The sequence below is a fragment of the Roseomonas sp. OT10 genome, from assembly GCF_020991085.1.
GTDB lineage: Bacteria > Pseudomonadota > Alphaproteobacteria > Acetobacterales > Acetobacteraceae > Roseomonas > Roseomonas cutis.
Genome location: NZ_CP087719.1, coordinates 1 through 16,151 on the forward strand (window position 1 = coordinate 1; position 16,151 = coordinate 16,151).

General features: G+C 65.5%; 18 protein-coding genes. All 18 read left to right on the forward strand.

Going from position 1 to position 16,151, the window contains the following annotated elements:
• The 18 genes from LPC08_RS00005 (at window position 1) to trbF (ending at window position 16,077) form a co-directional block, all read left to right on the forward strand.
• Window positions 1-888, forward strand: a complete 888-nt coding sequence (locus LPC08_RS00005; RefSeq protein ID WP_027297064.1) for a replication initiator protein A — start codon at window positions 1-3, stop codon at window positions 886-888.
• A gap of 208 nt (window positions 889-1,096) precedes the next feature.
• Window positions 1,097-1,735 (forward strand): ParA family partition ATPase, encoded by a 639-nt coding sequence (parA, locus tag LPC08_RS00010; RefSeq protein WP_027297065.1) that lies wholly within the window; start codon window positions 1,097-1,099, stop codon window positions 1,733-1,735.
• Entirely contained in the window at window positions 1,732-1,986 is a 255-nt protein-coding gene (locus tag LPC08_RS00015) for a hypothetical protein (RefSeq protein WP_027297066.1), read from the forward strand. The genes parA and LPC08_RS00015 overlap by 4 nt, the downstream gene beginning before the upstream one ends.
• A complete protein-coding gene (locus LPC08_RS00020; protein ID WP_027297067.1) occupies window positions 1,983-2,504 on the forward strand; it encodes a DUF2840 domain-containing protein in 522 nt (173 codons plus the stop codon). The genes LPC08_RS00015 and LPC08_RS00020 overlap by 4 nt, the downstream gene beginning before the upstream one ends.
• Window positions 2,501-3,046 (forward strand): S26 family signal peptidase, encoded by a 546-nt coding sequence (locus LPC08_RS00025; protein WP_062347402.1) that lies wholly within the window; start codon window positions 2,501-2,503, stop codon window positions 3,044-3,046. The genes LPC08_RS00020 and LPC08_RS00025 overlap by 4 nt, the downstream gene beginning before the upstream one ends.
• Window positions 3,047-3,092: 46 nt before the next feature.
• The gene (locus LPC08_RS00030; protein WP_027297069.1) at window positions 3,093-3,440 is read left to right on the forward strand and encodes a DUF736 domain-containing protein; all 348 of its coding nucleotides are present in this window, start codon (window positions 3,093-3,095) and stop codon (window positions 3,438-3,440) included.
• A 3-nt stretch (window positions 3,441-3,443) separates the two neighbouring features.
• Window positions 3,444-4,205, forward strand: coding sequence for a lytic transglycosylase domain-containing protein (locus LPC08_RS00035; protein ID WP_027297070.1), 762 nt, complete (start codon window positions 3,444-3,446; stop codon window positions 4,203-4,205).
• A 244-nt stretch (window positions 4,206-4,449) separates the two neighbouring features.
• Window positions 4,450-6,189 carry a relaxase/mobilization nuclease domain-containing protein gene (locus LPC08_RS00040; protein WP_027297071.1) on the forward strand — a complete coding sequence of 580 codons (1,740 nt, stop codon included), beginning with the start codon at window positions 4,450-4,452 and terminating at the stop codon, window positions 6,187-6,189.
• Window positions 6,190-6,214: 25 nt separating this feature from the next.
• Entirely contained in the window at window positions 6,215-8,200 is a 1,986-nt protein-coding gene (locus LPC08_RS00045; protein ID WP_027297072.1) for a conjugal transfer protein TraG, read from the forward strand.
• 63 nt (window positions 8,201-8,263) lie between these two features.
• Window positions 8,264-8,641, forward strand: coding sequence for a CopG family transcriptional regulator (locus tag LPC08_RS00050; protein ID WP_194248570.1), 378 nt, complete (start codon window positions 8,264-8,266; stop codon window positions 8,639-8,641).
• Window positions 8,642-8,858: 217 nt separating this feature from the next.
• Window positions 8,859-9,791 (forward strand): P-type conjugative transfer ATPase TrbB, encoded by a 933-nt coding sequence (gene trbB / locus LPC08_RS00055; RefSeq protein WP_275436986.1) that lies wholly within the window; start codon window positions 8,859-8,861, stop codon window positions 9,789-9,791.
• The gene (locus LPC08_RS00060; RefSeq protein ID WP_024350826.1) at window positions 9,791-10,123 is read left to right on the forward strand and encodes a TrbC/VirB2 family type IV secretion system protein; all 333 of its coding nucleotides are present in this window, start codon (window positions 9,791-9,793) and stop codon (window positions 10,121-10,123) included. The genes trbB and LPC08_RS00060 overlap by 1 nt, the downstream gene beginning before the upstream one ends.
• Window positions 10,123-10,404, forward strand: a complete 282-nt coding sequence (locus LPC08_RS00065) for a VirB3 family type IV secretion system protein (protein WP_027297074.1) — start codon at window positions 10,123-10,125, stop codon at window positions 10,402-10,404. Before LPC08_RS00060 ends, LPC08_RS00065 begins: the two co-directional genes overlap by 1 nt.
• Before the next feature lie 11 nt (window positions 10,405-10,415).
• On the forward strand, window positions 10,416-12,869 hold the full coding sequence (gene trbE / locus LPC08_RS00070; protein ID WP_027297075.1) for a conjugal transfer protein TrbE: 2,454 nt from the start codon (window positions 10,416-10,418) through the stop codon (window positions 12,867-12,869).
• Window positions 12,866-13,636: a P-type conjugative transfer protein TrbJ gene (gene trbJ / locus LPC08_RS00075; RefSeq protein ID WP_027297076.1), complete on the forward strand. Its 771-nt coding sequence runs from the start codon at window positions 12,866-12,868 to the stop codon at window positions 13,634-13,636. Before trbE ends, trbJ begins: the two co-directional genes overlap by 4 nt.
• An 11-nt stretch (window positions 13,637-13,647) precedes the next feature.
• A complete protein-coding gene (gene trbK-alt, locus LPC08_RS00080) occupies window positions 13,648-14,034 on the forward strand; it encodes a putative entry exclusion protein TrbK-alt (RefSeq protein ID WP_070154328.1) in 387 nt (128 codons plus the stop codon).
• A gap of 4 nt (window positions 14,035-14,038) precedes the next feature.
• Window positions 14,039-15,394 carry a P-type conjugative transfer protein TrbL gene (trbL, locus tag LPC08_RS00085; RefSeq protein ID WP_024350822.1) on the forward strand — a complete coding sequence of 452 codons (1,356 nt, stop codon included), beginning with the start codon at window positions 14,039-14,041 and terminating at the stop codon, window positions 15,392-15,394.
• Window positions 15,394-16,077 carry a conjugal transfer protein TrbF gene (gene trbF / locus LPC08_RS00090; RefSeq protein ID WP_024350821.1) on the forward strand — a complete coding sequence of 228 codons (684 nt, stop codon included), beginning with the start codon at window positions 15,394-15,396 and terminating at the stop codon, window positions 16,075-16,077. Before trbL ends, trbF begins: the two co-directional genes overlap by 1 nt.
• Window positions 16,078-16,151: the final 74 nt, after the last annotated feature.

Sequence of the window (16,151 nt, forward strand, 5' to 3'; positions counted from 1 at the left end):
ATGTCGTCCCGCCATCAACGCAGCGACGAGCGAGCGCAACTCGACCTCTTCCGGGCGCTGCCCGGTGACTTGGCGCCTCGCGATGCGCAGGACCTGATGGCCTATCCGTTCTTCTCCCTCGCCAAGTCGAAGCGGCTTGCGCCGATCGACTTCAAGGCCGGATCGGTCAAGATCCGTGTCGAGGCAGTGCCCGAGCATGGCATGGCGACGATCTGGGACGCCGACATCCTCATCTGGGCCGCCTCACAGATCGTCGAGGCTCGCGACGTGGGGCTCCAGCCGTCGCGGCTGATGGCCACGACCCCGTATGAAATCCTGAACTTCATCGGCCGCGGCGTATCGCTGCGTGATTACGATCGGCTCAAGGCCGCACTCGACCGACTGCAGTCGACTACCGTCGCGACCTCGATCCGCCAGCCGACAGAGCGTCGGATGCACCGGTTCTCCTGGATCAACGAGTGGAAGGAACGAGCCGACCAACGCGGCAGGCCGCTCGGCCTCGAACTCATCGTTCCCGACTGGTTTTACAGCGCGGTGCTCGACGACGCGCTGGTGCTCAGCATCGACCGCAACTACTTCGGCCTGACCGGAGGGCTGGAGCGCTGGCTGTACCGCCTGGTGCGCAAGCACGGCGGCAAGCAGGAGTTCGGCTGGAGCTTCGACTTTCCGCACCTCCATGCAAAGTCTGGTAGCCTCTCGCCGCTCAAGCACTTTGCCTACGACCTCCGCGAGATCGTCCGCCGGCAGCCGCTCCCCGGGTATCAGCTCACCATCGAGCAGTGCGTCGGCGGTCCCGACATCCTGTCCTTCGCACCCACCGATCCCGACGCGCTTGGCATTCCGCGCCGCCGTCGCCGCTCGAAAACTCGCCCTGGGGATAAGCTGTGAATCGTCTCGTGCTATCGGGGACCGGCACTATCGTGCCATCGGGGACCGAAGTCTCGTGCTATCGGGGACCGGATTCGACGAATCCTCGCGCTGAATCAGCGACTTGCAAGCCCTGTAACTTATCTAACCTAGATTCCTACGGAATCTTTCTAACGCGACCGTGCTTTTCGGCCGCTGTGGACGAGTCCCCGATCGCCGGGAGACCGTCATGATCGTCGCGCTGCTCAACCAGAAGGGCGGCGTCGGGAAGACGACGCTCGCCCTGCACCTCGCCGGCGAATGGGCTCGCCGTGGACAGCGCGTGACGCTGATCGACGCCGACCCCCAGGGTTCGGCGCTCGACTGGTCGCAGCAGCGCAGCCGAGAGGGGTTGGAGCGGCTGTTCGGTGTCGTCGGCCTGGCCCGTGACACGCTCCACCGCGAAGCGCCGGAGTTGGCCCGCGACGTTGACCATGTCGTCATCGACGGCCCGCCGCGCGTCGCTGGGCTGATGCGCTCGGCGCTGCTCGCGGCCGATCTCGTGCTCATTCCGGTGCAGCCGTCGCCGCTCGATGGCTGGGCCTCCGCCGAAATGCTCTCGCTGCTCGGCGAGGCACGCATCTACCGCCCGCAACTCGCCGCCCGCTTCGTGCTGAACCGCTGCGCGGCTCGCACCGTGTTGGCGCGCGAGACCGCCGAAACGCTCGCGGATCACGACCCGCCCTTGCTCTCGACCACGATCGGCCAGCGCATCGTCTTCGCCGATGTCGTGCAGACCGGCCGGCTCGCCGCCGAGCAGGACGAGGATTGCCCTGGCGCGCGCGAGATCGCCGCGCTCGCGGCGGAAGTCGCGAGGATCGGCGCATGAGCGCGCGGTCCCCGAAACGCAGCTTCGCGGCGCGTCCGGCCGATCCGGAGAGCTGGATCAAGGCGCCCGAGCGCCACACCCCGCGCGCACAAGCCGGCGTGGACTTCTCGGCGCGACTGACGATCGACGTGACTGCGGATATGCGCGGCCGCATCAAGATCGCCGCCTTCCAGCGCGGGCAGACCGTCGCCGACATGCTGCGCGCGCTGTTCGAGCGCGAATTCCCACCCCCGTCAGGAGAAGGATCATGACCGGCCATGTCGCCGCGCCAATGCGCTTCGGCCGCGCTGCCGCCGAGCCGCCGCCAGAAGCTTTCACCCAGGTCGAACTTACTTGGGTCGAGAAGCGAACGGAGCACTGGATACGGTTCGGTCGCGAGATACGCGAACAGATCCTCGACCGGCGCCGACGCATCCTCTTCTTCCCTCCCGGAAGCATCTTTGCGCTGGTCCGATGGGCCGCGAATGAGCATGGGACCGTGCTCTCGCGCCTCGACATCCTGCGCGCTGTTGAGCCTGCTGCGCCGTGCCAGACGATGCCGACCGTCACGCCCGGAGCGGACATCCTCCTGCGCGTCGACGGCTGGCCGAAGGTGGAGCGCATGCTCAAGCTCATCGACGCCATCGAGGCGCGTGGCATCGAGCCGATCGAGGTCTCGCCGGACCATTGGCGCCACGTCCACAACCGAATGACCGCCGGCGAAACGCCACGCGCTTATGGTCTTCGGCAGCATCGCGCCTTTCTCCTGCGCGAGGAGATCGGCGCATGACGCGGCTCTCCTACGCCATCGCCACGACGGCGGCGGTGTCGCTTCTAGGCCTCGCCTCGATCGCCTCATTCGCGCCGCGCCTCATCTGGAACGCTTCAGCCAGCACGCCGGTCGGCTTCTACACGATCGGCGATGTAGGCGCCCTCGACGTGACCGATCTGGTGGCGGTCGACGCGCCCGAGCCGCTCGCGACATTCCTGTCCGATGGCGACTACCTGCCACGCGGCGTACCGCTCTTGAAGCGCGTCGCCGCGCTCCCGGGTCAGCGGGTTTGCCGGACCGGGCTCGCTATCACGGTCGACGGCGTGCCGATCGGCGACGCCCTCGATCGCGATCGTCGCGGTCGCCCGCTCCCCGTTTGGCAGGGCTGCCGCTTGGTCGCGGCTGGCGAGTTGTTCCTGATGAACTGGCAGGTCCGCGACAGCCTCGACGGCCGCTACTTCGGCCCGCTTCCGGCCACCGCCGTGATCGGCCGGGCCACCCCTCTCTACACCGACGAGGACGGCGATGGCCGCTTCGTCTGGCGCGCGCCGACGCGGTGACGGCGCGCCCATGACCCTGTCCACCGCAATCTGAAGGAGACGACCAATGCCCGTGATCGGTCAATTCATGCGCGAGAATGATGGCTTCATCGGCCATCTGACGACACTTTCCATACACCAGGACATCATCATCGTCGCGGCCGAGCCGTCCGAAGCTGAGAACGCGCCCGACTACCGCGTCCATGTGCTCGACACCATGAGCAACGAGACCGGCGCGGAGATCGGCGCGGGTTGGAAGCGCACCGGCGAGAAGGCCGGCGAATACGTCTCGCTGCAGCTTGACGATCCGACCTTCGAACATCCGATCCGCGCCAACCTGTTCCAGTCGGCCGACGACAAGTCCGCCTGGGGCCTGCACTGGAACCGTCCGCCAAAGCGCGGCGAGCGGGACTGAACGATGCCCGCCACACGCATCAAACCTGTCGTCGGAGGGAGGATCGCCCTCCGACGTGCAGCTCTCCTTCTCCTTTCCGGCCTGGTCCTCGCCGGATCCGCCGCGAGCACTGCATGCGCCCAGCAGGCGCAGGTCGAGCAGCCATCACGCAGCGATCCCTATGGCGCGTACATCGCAGAGGCGTCTCAGCGGTTTGGCGTTCCAGAAACGTGGATACGTGCCGTCATGCGCGTCGAAAGCGCGGGCGATGTGCGCGCGATCTCGTCGGCCGGCGCAATGAGCCTGATGCAAATCATGCCCGTCACGTGGGAGGAGTTGCGCGTCCGGCATCGGCTCGGCGGCAATCCCTACGACCCCCGGGACAACATTCTGGCGGGTGCTGCATATCTGCGCGAGATGCACGACCGCTACGGATCGCCGGGGTTTTTGGCGGCGTACAACGCGGGTCCGGGCCGCTACGAAGAGTATCTCGCCGGCCGCCCATTGCCGGCCGAAACGCGCGCCTATGTCGCGACGCTCGCCCCCATCGTGGGGGGCGGTGAACTCACCGGCCCTGTCATGGTGGCGTCCGCCGATCCGCTGACCTGGACGAGAGCGCCGCTCTTCGTCGCACAGTCGGCCGGCAGAGAGTCTGTCGTGCCGTTGCAGTCTGAAGGCAAGTCGGACACCGCCACGGCGGCGGCACCGGTGCGCGATCAAGGCCCCGTGGCTTCGCCCACCGATGGCCTTTTCGTTGCGCGCAGCGTTTCCGGGGGACCGCGATGACCGCGTTCGCACCCGTTCGTACCGTGGCGTGCCTTGGCGGGAGATGGGCAGTCTGCGGAGGGGGAGCAGTCAGCACAACCGAACGATGGCGAGATAAAAGCCGGCGATGTGCGGCTTGGTGCGGTCGTGTGTTTTCAGGGACTTATGGCGCATTTGCGCGAGGTGCGCCTAACTGGCGCAGCCTGCGCTATCGCCATTTTTCCAAGTGGTTCCTTCGCTTTGCGCGATGTGCGGAGCTTTGGCGATGAGCGGCGAGGACGATTTCCGCATCCGGCCTGGCCGCATCCGCTCGACCCGCGCGCAACAGGCACGGCCCTTCATCGCTCAGGCACTTGCGGCCGCACAGCGGGCTGGCGGCCGCGTCTCGCGATCCGGCCAGATCACCAAGAGCAATCGCTCGCGGTTCGGTCGCGGGCAGCGCGCGACAGTGCAGGCCAACCGGCTCCTGACCAGCCGGTCGCGCAACGTGGTTATCAAGACGCGCGTCGTGCGGCACACCGCCAAGGCCGCGCCGCTTAGCGCCCACCTCAACTACCTCCGGCGCGAGGGTGTTACCCGGGACGGGGAGAAGGCCAAGCTGTTCGGTCCCGAGACCGGAGACGACGATCCCAAGGCCTTCGCTGAGCGAACCCAGGACGACCGCCATCATTTCCGCTTCATCGTCTCACCGGAGGACGCAACGGAGATGTCCGACCTCAAGACATACGCCCGCGACCTGATGGGGCAGATGGAAAAGGACCTCGGCACCAAGCTCGACTGGGTCGGCGTCGATCATTGGAACACCGACAATCCCCATGTCCACATCATCCTGCGGGGACGTACCGACGACGGCCAGGACCTCGTAATCTCCCGCGACTACATCAAGGAGGGCATGCGCGCCCGCGCGCAGGACCTCGTCACCCAGGAACTGGGGCCCCGCACCGAGCAGGAGATCCGTCGTAACCTCGGACGTCAGGTCGAGGCGGAACGCTGGACCGATCTCGATCGGCAGATCTCCCGCGACAGCTATCGCACCGGCATCGTCGACCTCGCGCCACGTCCCGATCAGAAGCCTGACGAGTTCCACGCGTTGAAGGTCGGCAGGCTGCGCAAGCTGGAGACGCTTGGTCTCGCCGATCAGGTCGGTCCCGGTCAGTGGGTTGTGTCGGAGACTGCGGAGAAGACTCTACGCGCCCTCGGTGAACGCGGCGACATCATCAAGCGCATCCATCGTGGCCTGACCGAGCGCGGCATCGAGCGTGGCGCCGCGAGCTATGTGCTCGCGGGCGAAAGCATCGATGACCCTGTCATCGGGCGTCTGGTCGATCGCGGTCTCGACGACGAACTGAAGGGCACGGCCTATGCCGTCGTCGACGGCACCGACGGGCGAACCCATCATATTAAGCTCCCCGATCTCGACGCGGCTGCCGACAGCGCGCCGGGTTCGATCGTCGAGCTGCGCAAGTTCGACGACGTGCAGGGCCGCCGCCGTGTCGCACTCGCTGTTCGATCCGATCTCGATATCGAACAGCAGGTCCATGCGACCGGCGCCACCTGGCTCGACCGGCAGGCTATCGCCCGCGAACCGGTGGCTCTCGGTGGTGGCGGCTTTGGCGCGGAGGTGCGGCAGGCAATGGACCGACGCGCCGAGCATCTTATCCACCAAGGGCTCGCCGAGCGTCAGACCCGCGGCGTCAGCTTCTCGCCGGGGCTGATCGAAACTTTGCGCCAGCGCGAGGTCGAAGCGCTCGGGGAGAAGCTCGCGGCCGAGACCGGCCGGCCATTCTCGAAGGCCGGAACGGGCGAGTATGTGGCGGGCACCTATCGCCAGCGCTTCGCGCTCGCCTCCGGCCGCTTCGCCATGATCGACGACGGGCTCGGCTTCCAGCTCGTGCCCTGGTCGCCGTCCCTCGAACGTCAACTCGGCCAGCACGTCTCCGGGGTCTCGCGCGGGGGCGGCGGCGTCGACTGGAGCTTCGGCCGCAATCGCGGCCTCGGCATGTAGCCCCACCAAGAAAGGAGTACCTGCCATGTCGGCGACGAAAATCCTCTGGGGGCAGATCCTCACCGTTTTCCTGATCGTGTTGATGACGACCTGGGGCGCCACGCAATGGACAGCCTACCGTCTCGGCTTCCAGCCCCAGCTCGGTCAGCCTTGGTTCGAACTGGCCGGATGGCCGATCTATTATCCCCCGGCCTTCTTCTGGTGGTGGTATTTCTACGACGCCTATGCGCCGCCGATCTTTGTCGAGGGCGCCTATATCGCCGCGTCGGGTGGCTTCATCTCCATCGCCGTCGCGATCGGCATGTCGGTATGGCGGGCGCGTGAAGCCAAGAACGTCGAGACCTATGGCTCGGCCCGCTGGGCGCGACCGGAAGAGGTGAAGGCGGCAGGACTGCTCGGCCCCGACGGAGTCGTACTCGGCAGGCATGAGCGCGAGTATCTTCGCCATGACGGTCCGGAGCATGTGCTGTGCTTCGCGCCGACCCGTTCCGGCAAGGGCGTTGGCCTGGTGGTGCCTTCGCTCTTGACCTGGCCGGGGTCAGCGATCGTCCACGACATCAAGGGCGAGAACTGGACGCTCACCGCCGGCTATCGCGCATGGCATGGCCGCGTGCTGCTCTTCGATCCGACGAACGCGAAGTCGGCGGCCTACAATCCGTTGCTTGAGGTGCGACGGGGCGAATGGGAAGTCCGCGACGTGCAGAACATCGCCGACATTCTCGTCGACCCGGAAGGCTCGCTCGAAAAGCGAAACCACTGGGAGAAGACATCGCACGCGCTTCTGGTCGGCGCGATCCTGCACGTCCTGTACGCAGAGGCCGACAAGACATTGGCCGGCGTCGCCGCCTTCCTCTCCGATCCGAAGCGCCCGATCGAGTCGACGCTCGCGGCGATGATGAAGACCGCCCATCTCGGCGAGGCCGGTCCACATCCGGTGATTGCCAGCGCCGCCCGCGAGTTGCTCAACAAGTCCGATAACGAGCGCTCCGGGGTGCTGTCGACAGCGATGTCGTTCCTCGGCCTGTATCGCGATCCCGTGGTCGCGGAAGTTACCCGTCGGTGCGACTGGCGCATCGCCGACATGGTCGGCGGCAAGTATCCGACCACGCTCTACCTCGTGGTGCCGCCATCTGACATAAACCGGACCAAGCCGCTGATCCGCCTGATCCTTAATCAGGTCGGCCGCCGTCTGACCGAGGACCTCCAGGCGAAGGGCAATCGCCATCGGCTGCTGCTCATGCTCGACGAGTTTCCCGCGCTTGGGCGCCTGGACTTTTTCGAGAGCGCGCTCGCCTTCATGGCGGGCTACGGTCTGAAGGCGTTCCTCATCGCGCAATCGCTGAACCAAATCGAGAAAGCTTACGGTCCGAACAACTCGATCCTCGATAACTGCCATGTGCGCGTCAGCTTCGCCACCAACGACGAGCGAACTGCGAAGCGCGTTTCGGATGCGCTTGGAACCGCGACCGAAATGAAGGCCATGAAGAACTACGCCGGCCACCGGCTATCGCCCTGGCTCGGCCACCTGATGGTCTCGCGCTCGGAGACTGCTCGGCAACTGCTCACGCCGGGCGAGATCATGCAGCTCCCGCCGTCAGACGAGATCGTCATGGTCGCCGGCATCCCGCCTATCCGCGCAAAGAAGGCCCGCTATTACGAGGATCGTCGGCTTCAGGAGCGCATCCTTACGCCTCCCGCACTCACGAAGCCCGCAAGCGCTCGAGCCGACGATTGGAGCGCGCTCGCCATACCGAAACCCCCCGTGCTGAGTGCGCCAGCTACGGCAGATAATCTGGCCGACGACGACCCGACGGACTCCGAGCAACGGCATCAGCCTGAACTGAGCCGCACGAAAACCGTCGAACGCAAGGCGATCGTCGACAACGAATTCGAGATCGATCCTCGCGACGACGTCGATGAGGATGCTGCGCGCCTCAGCCGCATGACGCAGACCATGCGCCAGGTCGCTCGGCAGGCATCGCTCGATCCTGGCGATGGCATCGAGCTGTAGGAGGCGGGGGTGACCAAGCCTTTGAAGAAGCAGCGGCTGTCGGTCTATCTCGACCCGGACGTCATGAAGGCGCTCGCAGCCCATGCTGCCCGGCGCGATCTGTCCCTGTCACTGGTAGCCGAGGCCGGTATCGCTTCATTCCTCTCGCCGGACGCTGCCGAGCGTCAGGAGGCCGCGACGACGAAGCGGCTTGACCAGCTCGACCGACGCATGGCGCGTATGGAGCGCGATCTGGGAATATCGGTCGAGACGCTCGCAGTGTTCATCCGCTTCTGGCTGACCTCCAACCCGCCGTTGCCGGAGCCGGCGCAGGTCGCGGCTCGCGCCAAAGCGTCGGAGCGCTACGAAGCCTTCGTGACCGCGCTCGGAAGACGACTCGCGCAAGGTCCGAAGCTCAGGCAGGAAATCGCGGAAGACATCCCCGCGCGCGACGCGGAATAATCACTGTTTGACGCATCACAAGTATTCGACCGTTCCGCCGTTTCCCTGTCTTTGTACGCCACAGTACGACGGCCACATGATGGTTGTTGTCACGCCATGATTTCTGCCTCTTCTACTCATCCCCGATCCAGGGCCGCCCGCGGCGGTCCCGCAAAAGAACGGGGACGACGTGACGGCAGCTCACCAGAAATCGGAGGCGATCCTTCGCGGGGCTCGGATGCTGCGCACTGCGCTCGGCCCGGCGATCGCCACGTTTTTGGAAGACCCCGCGATCGTCGAGGTGATGCTCAACCCCGACGGGCGGCTCTGGGTCGACCGGTTGTCGGAAGGTCTCTCCGACACCGGTGAACGCCTATCTCCAGCCGACGGCGAACGCATAGTTCGACTTGTCGCGCATCACGTCGGGGCCGAGGTTCATGCCGGGGCGCCTCGCGTCTCCGCCGAACTGCCTGAAACAGGGGAGCGGTTTGAGGGCCTTCTGCCGCCGGTGGTGTCCGCGCCGGCTTTCGCGATCAGGAAGCCAGCCGTCGCCGTGTTCACGCTCGATGACTATGTCGCGGCAGGCATCATGCTGTCCGACCAAGCCGAAACGCTGCGTCAGGCCGTTCTTCATAGGCGGAACATTCTCGTAGCCGGCGGCACCTCCACCGGTAAGACCACGCTCACGAACGCCCTGTTAGCGGAGGTATCGAAGACTTCCGATCGCGTCGTGTTGATCGAGGACACCCGTGAACTGCAATGCGCCGCGCCAAACCTGGTCGCAATGCGCACGAAGGACGGCGTCGCTTCTCTCTCCGATCTTGTCCGTTCCTCGCTGCGTCTTCGTCCCGACCGCATCCCGATCGGCGAGGTGCGCGGTGCAGAGGCGCTCGATCTGCTGAAGGCCTGGGGCACTGGGCATCCCGGCGGCGTCGGCACGATCCACGCCGGCACCGCCATCGGCGCTCTTCGCCGGATGGAGCAACTCATCCAGGAAGCCGTCGTCACGGTTCCGCGCGCGCTGATCGCCGAGACCATTGATCTGGTTGCGGTGCTCTCCGGCCGCGGCTCCTCGCGCCGCCTGGCCGAGCTTGCCCGCGTCGAAGGCCTGGGCCCCGACGGTGACTACTGCGTCACTCCAACAATTCCGTCCATCTCAGGAGACAGGTAATGATCAAGCATGCCCTGCGCATCCGCCGTCACATCGCCACGGCGGCTTCCGTCACTTTCATTTCCATAGCCCTCGCACCTGCCGCTCATGCGTCCGGTTCGTCGATGCCATGGGAAGCTCCCCTGCAGTCGATTCTCGAATCGATCGAGGGCCCGGTCGCAAAGATCATCGCGGTGATGATCATCATCATCACCGGCCTGACTCTCGCCTTCGGCGACACGTCGGGCGGAGCGCGCCGCCTGATCCAGATCGTGTTCGGCCTGTCGATCGCCTTCGCCGCGTCGAGCTTCTTCCTGTCGTTCTTCTCGTTCGGCGGCGGGGCGCTTGTCTGATGGCCGTTGGAGCGGATCATAGCGCGGACGTGCCGGGCTTTTCCGTGCCGGTTCATCGTGCGCTGACCGAGCACATCCTGCTCGGCGGTGCGCCGCGCTCGCTCGCGATCCTCAATGGCACCCTGGCCGCCGCGCTTGGCTTGGGCCTTCGCCTTTGGCTGGTCGGGCTGGCGCTATGGGCAGTCGGCCACTTCGCCGCCGTCTGGGCGGCCAAACGTGATGCGCAATTTGTCGACGTCGTGCGCAAACATCTGCGCATCCCCGGCCACTTGGCGACTTGAGGAGCCGGGCAGTGATGAACCTATCCGAATACCGCAATCGGAATACCCGACTCGCCGACTTCCTACCCTGGGCGGCGCTCGCCGGCGAAGGCGTCGTCCTCAACAAAGACGGCAGCCTGCAGCGCTCGGCCCGCTTTCGCGGTCCTGACCTCGACAGCGCAGTGCCAGCCGAGCTCGTCGCCGTCGCTGGCCGGCTGAACAACGCCTTCCGTCGCCTCGGTTCCGGATGGGCCATATTCGTCGAAGCGCAGCGCCATGGCGCGGTGTCATATCCGGCAAGCACGTTTGCCGACAGCGCTTCGGCGCTTGTCGATGCCGAGCGCAAGGCAGACTTTGAAGAAGCCGGCGCCCATTTCGAATCCAGCTACTTCCTCACATTCCTTTATCTACCGCCAGCCGAGGATGCCGCCCGTGCCGAGACCTGGCTTTACGAGGGTCGGGACCATGCCGGCGTCGATGCGCGCGAAGTGCTCCGAAGTTTTGTCGATCGCACCGACCGTATCCTCAACCTGATAGACGCCTTCATGCCGGAGTGCGTATGGCTCGATGACGCCGAAACGCTCACCTACCTGCATTCGACGATCTCGACGAAGCGCCATCGCGTCCGCGTGCCCGAAACGCCGATGTACCTCGACGCTTTGCTCGCCGATCAGCCGCTTACCGGCGGGCTGGAGCCCCGGCTTGGAGATGCGCACGTACGCATCCTCACTATCGTCGGCTTCCCGACCGCGACGACGCCCGGCATCCTCGACGAGCTGAACCGGCTCGCCTTTCCCTATCGCTGGTCGACCCGAGCGATCCTGCTCGACAAGACCGACGCGACCAAGCTGCTGACGAAGATCAGGCGGCAGTGGTTCGCAAAGCGCAAGTCGATCGCCGCCATTCTCAAAGAGGTGATGACCAACGAGGCATCGGCGCTCGTTGACACTGACGCAGCCAACAAGGCCGCTGACGCTGATATGGCGCTGCAGGAACTGGGCGCCGACTATGCCGGCCAAGCCTACGTGACCGCGACCATCACCGTCTGGGACGATGATCCCCGCGTCGCGGCCGAGAAGCTCCGGCTGGTGGAAAAGGTCATTCAGGGCCGCGACTTCACGGCGATGACTGAGACCATCAATGCTGTCGACGCCTGGCTGGGCTCACTCCCCGGGCATGTCTACGCCAACGTCCGCCAGCCGCCCATCAGCACATTGAATCTCGCTCACATGATCCCGCTGTCAGCGGTGTGGGCGGGACCGGAACGGGACGAGCACTTCGATGCACCCCCACTGCTTTACGGCAGAACGGAGGGCTCGACCCCGTTCCGGCTTTCCATCCACGTCGGCGATGTCGGTCATACGCTGATCGTCGGGCCGACCGGCGCCGGTAAATCGGTGCTTCTCGCACTCATGGCGCTCCAGTTTCGCCGCTATGCACAATCTCAGGTCTTCGCCTTCGACTTCGGCGGATCGATCCGCGCCGCGGCGCTCGCCATGCAGGGCGACTGGCATGATCTCGGCGGCGGTTTGACCGAGGGTTCCGAGGAGAGTGTGTCGCTCCAGCCGCTCGCCCGCATCGACGACGTCGCCGAGCGCGCCTGGGCCTCCGACTGGCTGATCGCGATCCTCTCCCGAGAGAGCGTGCCGGTCACGCCCGAGGTCAAGGAGCATCTGTGGTCAGCGCTTTCGTCGTTGGCGTCAGCGCCGGTCGCCGAGCGCACGTTGACCGGGCTGTCGGTACTTCTCCAGTCCAATGACCTGAAACAGGCGCTACGACCCTACTGCGTCGGCGGCCCCTATGGCCGGCTGTTGGACGCTGAGGCCGAGCATCTCGGCGAGGCGCATGTCCAGGCTTTCGAGACCGAAGGTCTGATCGGCACCGGTGCAGCGGCAGCGGTGCTCGCCTATCTCTTCCATCGCATCGAGGACCGCCTCGACGGCCGGCCAACACTCCTGATCGTGGATGAAGGTTGGCTCGCCCTCGACGACGACGGCTTCGCCGGACAACTCCGCGAATGGCTGAAGACGCTGCGCAAGAAAAACGCCAGCGTCATCTTCGCCACCCAGTCGCTCTCCGACATCGACGGCTCTGCGATAGCGCCGGCCATCATCGAGAGCTGCCAAACGCGCATCCTCCTGCCGAACGAGCGCGCGGTCGAGCCGCAGATCACCGCGATTTATCGCCGCTTCGGTCTCAACGACCGGCAGATCGAAATCCTCGCGCGGGCAACGCCCAAGCGAGACTATTACTGCCAATCGCGACGGGGCAATCGCCTGTTCGAGCTGGGCCTGTCGGATGTGGCGCTGGCGCTGTGCGCAGCCTCATCCAAACAGCATCAAGCGATGATCGCCGATGTCCACGCCCGAAGCGGCACCGAGGGGTTCCTCGCCGAGTGGCTGGCGGCCAACCGACTCGACTGGGCTGCCGACCTGATCACCGACCTCACCAACGTCAATCAACGAGACCCGGAGGCACGTCCATGACACGTCTGATTCAAACCCACAGTCGCGCACTGCGCGTGACGGCCGCACTCCTCGCGGTCCCGCTCGCACTTTCACCGGTCCTCAGCACCCCGGCTGCCGCTCAGTGGATCGTCTACGACCCAACGAACTATGCCCAGAACGTCCTCACTGCGGCGCGGACCCTCCAGCAGGTGAATCAGCAGATCACTCAGCTTCAGAACGAAGCTCAGATGCTGATCAATCAGGCGCGTAATCTTGCCAGCCTCCCGCACTCTTCGCTTCAGCAGCTTCAACAGTCGGTTCAGCGGACGCAACAGCTTCTGAGCGAGGCGCAGGGGATAGCCCTTAACGTCCAACAGATCGACCGAGCATTCCAGACCACCTATGGCAATGCCTCGATGTCCGCCTCGGATCAGGCGCTCGTCACACAGGCGCGGGAGCGCTGGCAGAACACTGTCGGTGGTCTGCAGGACGCTATGCGAGTCCAGGCGGCTGTTGTCGGCAACATCGACACCAACCGTACGGAGATGTCAGCGCTTATCGGCCAAAGCCAGGGCGCGACGGGGGCGTTGCAGGCGACGCAGGCCGGCAATCAACTGCTCGCACTGCAGGCCCAACAGCTCGCCGACCTCACCGCCGTCGTCGCCGCTAACGGGCGCGCTCAGAGCCTATCCGAAGCCGAGCGCGCCGCAGCGGCGGAACAGGGTCGTGAGCAGCGCCGTCGCTTTCTCACGCCCGGCAGCGGCTACCAGCCGGGCAATGCGCGCATGTTCCCGAACGGCAATTGAGGGGACCGACCGTGGACGGCAAATTGGTCGCTCGGATGGGCGCGGTGATTTTCGTCGCGGTTGCGGTCACCGCGACCGCGATCGAGATGTCCCGGAAAGAGGAAGTGCCTGAGGCTTGGTCGTCCGGACGAACGCCTCAAGAAACTGCGGATCCCCTGCGCGACGCGCTCATCCGCTGCCAGGCACTCGGCGAAGAAGGTCCGCGAGACCCCGCCTGCCGCCGGGCGTGGGCCGAGAACCGACACCGCTTTCTCGCGCCCGGTTCTCGTCCCGTCGAGCGCTTGCCGGACGTAGCATCACCCATCGGTGACGTCTTCAGCCCTCAACCACGAGGGACAGACGCGCAAGATCACGCGCCGACCGCGCCGAGCACGCCACAGATCAACGAAGCGCGATAGCATCATGGGCAACACCGGGGTCATCGACCACTTCCTCGAGGTCTTCACTCGCTACATCGACAGCGGGTTCGGCCTGCTTAGCGGAGAGGTCGCCTTCATCGCCACGACCCTGATCGTCATCGACGTGACGCTCGCTGCACTGTTCTGGAGCTGGGGCGCCGACGACGACATCATGGCGCGGCTGGTGAAGAAAACGCTCTTCGTCGGCGTCTTCGCCTACATCATCGGCAACTGGAACAACCTCGCACGTATCGTCTTCGAGAGCTTCGCCGGTCTCGGGCTGAAGGCGAGTGGCACCGGATTTTCAACTGCGGACCTCATGCGCCCGGGAAGAGTCGCGCAGACCGGCCTAGACGCCGGTCGACCATTGCTCGACTCCATCTCCAGCCTGATGGGCTACTGGTCGTTCTTCGAGAACTTCATCCAGATTGCCTGCATGTTTCTTGCCTGGGCGCTGGTCCTGCTCGCCTTCTTCATTCTCGCCATCCAGCTGTTCGTCACCCTCATTGAATTCAAGCTGACGACGCTCGCCGGCTTCGTCCTGATCCCGTTCGGCCTGTTCGGCAAATCCGCGTTTATGGCCGAGCGCGTGCTCGGCAACGTCATCTCCTCCGGCATCAAGGTTCTGGTCCTCGCGGTCATCATCGGCATCGGGTCAACGCTCTTCTCAGAGTTCACTTCCGGTTTTGGCGGGCAGAATCCGTCGATCGACGAAGCCATGGCGATCGTGCTGGCCGCGTTGTCACTTCTCGGCCTCGGCATTTTTGGTCCCGGAATCGCCACCGGGCTCGTTTCTGGCGGCCCGCAGCTCAGTGCAGGCGCGGCGATAGGAACCGGCCTCGCAGCGGGCGGCGTGGTCGCTCTTGGCGCCGGCGCCGTCGGTGCAGCAGCCTCCGGCGGCGCGGCCTTGGCAGGCGGTGCGGCAGCCGCAGCTCGTGGTGGCGCCGCCATCGCGGGTGGAGCGTCCACAGCCTACAGCCTTGGCGCAGCCGGACAGTCCGGCGCGGCCGGGGTGGCCTCCGGCCTCGGAGGCGTTGCGCGTGCAGGCGGCAGCGCGGCTGTCTCACCTCTGCGCCGTGCCGCATCGCGCGCTGCCGACACAATGAGGTCAAGCTTCAACGCAGGCGGCAAAGCGGCGTTCGAAGCGACAGGCGGAACGTCCACCATGGGCTCGATAGGGGGTGATGCCGCCAGCGATGGCGCGGCGCCTGCGAGCGCTGGCGGGCCGCCGGCTTGGGCGCAGAGAATGCGCCGGTCCCAGCAAATGACTCACGCCGCCCAGGCCACGGCTCATGCCGTCCGCTCTGGCGACGCCCATGGCGGCGGTTCCTCGGTAAATCTGACTCAAGGCGACCGCTAATGTTCAAACGACCATCCACTCACTACGGCAAGGCACCCGAGCCGGAGACGCCGTATCAACGTGCTGCCCAAGTCTGGGACGATCGGATCGGGGCCTCCAGGATCCAGGCGAAAAACTGGCGGCTGATGGCTTTCGGCTCGCTGATCCTTACGGCGGGGTTCGCCACCGCCCTCGTCGTGCAATCAGCTCGCGGGACCGTCGTGCCGTGGGTCGTGCAGGTCGATCGACTGGGTCAGTCCCAGGCGGTCGCACCCGCCGAGGCCGACTTCCGGCCCACCGATCCACAAATCGCCTTTCATCTCGCGCGCTTCATCGAACAGGTTCGCAGCATCCCGGCGGACGCGATCATCGTGCGCCAGAACTGGCTACGGGCGTACGACTTCACCACTGATCGCGGCGCCATGGCGCTCAACGACTATGCTCGCTCGAACGACCCGTTCACGCGGGTCGGCCGACAGCAGGTTGCTGTCGATGTCTCAAGCGTCATCCGCGCCTCGCCCGACAGCTTCCGCGTCGCCTGGGTCGAGCGCCGCTATGAGAACGGCCAGCTCGCCGAGACCACGCGCTGGACCGCGATCCTGACGATCGTCGTGCAGGTCCCCCGCAACGCCGATCGGCTGAGGGCAAACCCGCTCGGCATCTATGTCAACGCCATCAATTGGTCACGGGAGCTTGGGCAATGAAGCCGTCTTTCCGTAAAGCCGGAAACCCGGCTTCACACGCACTTGTAAACCCGGCTCTCCGCAGAGCCGCAATC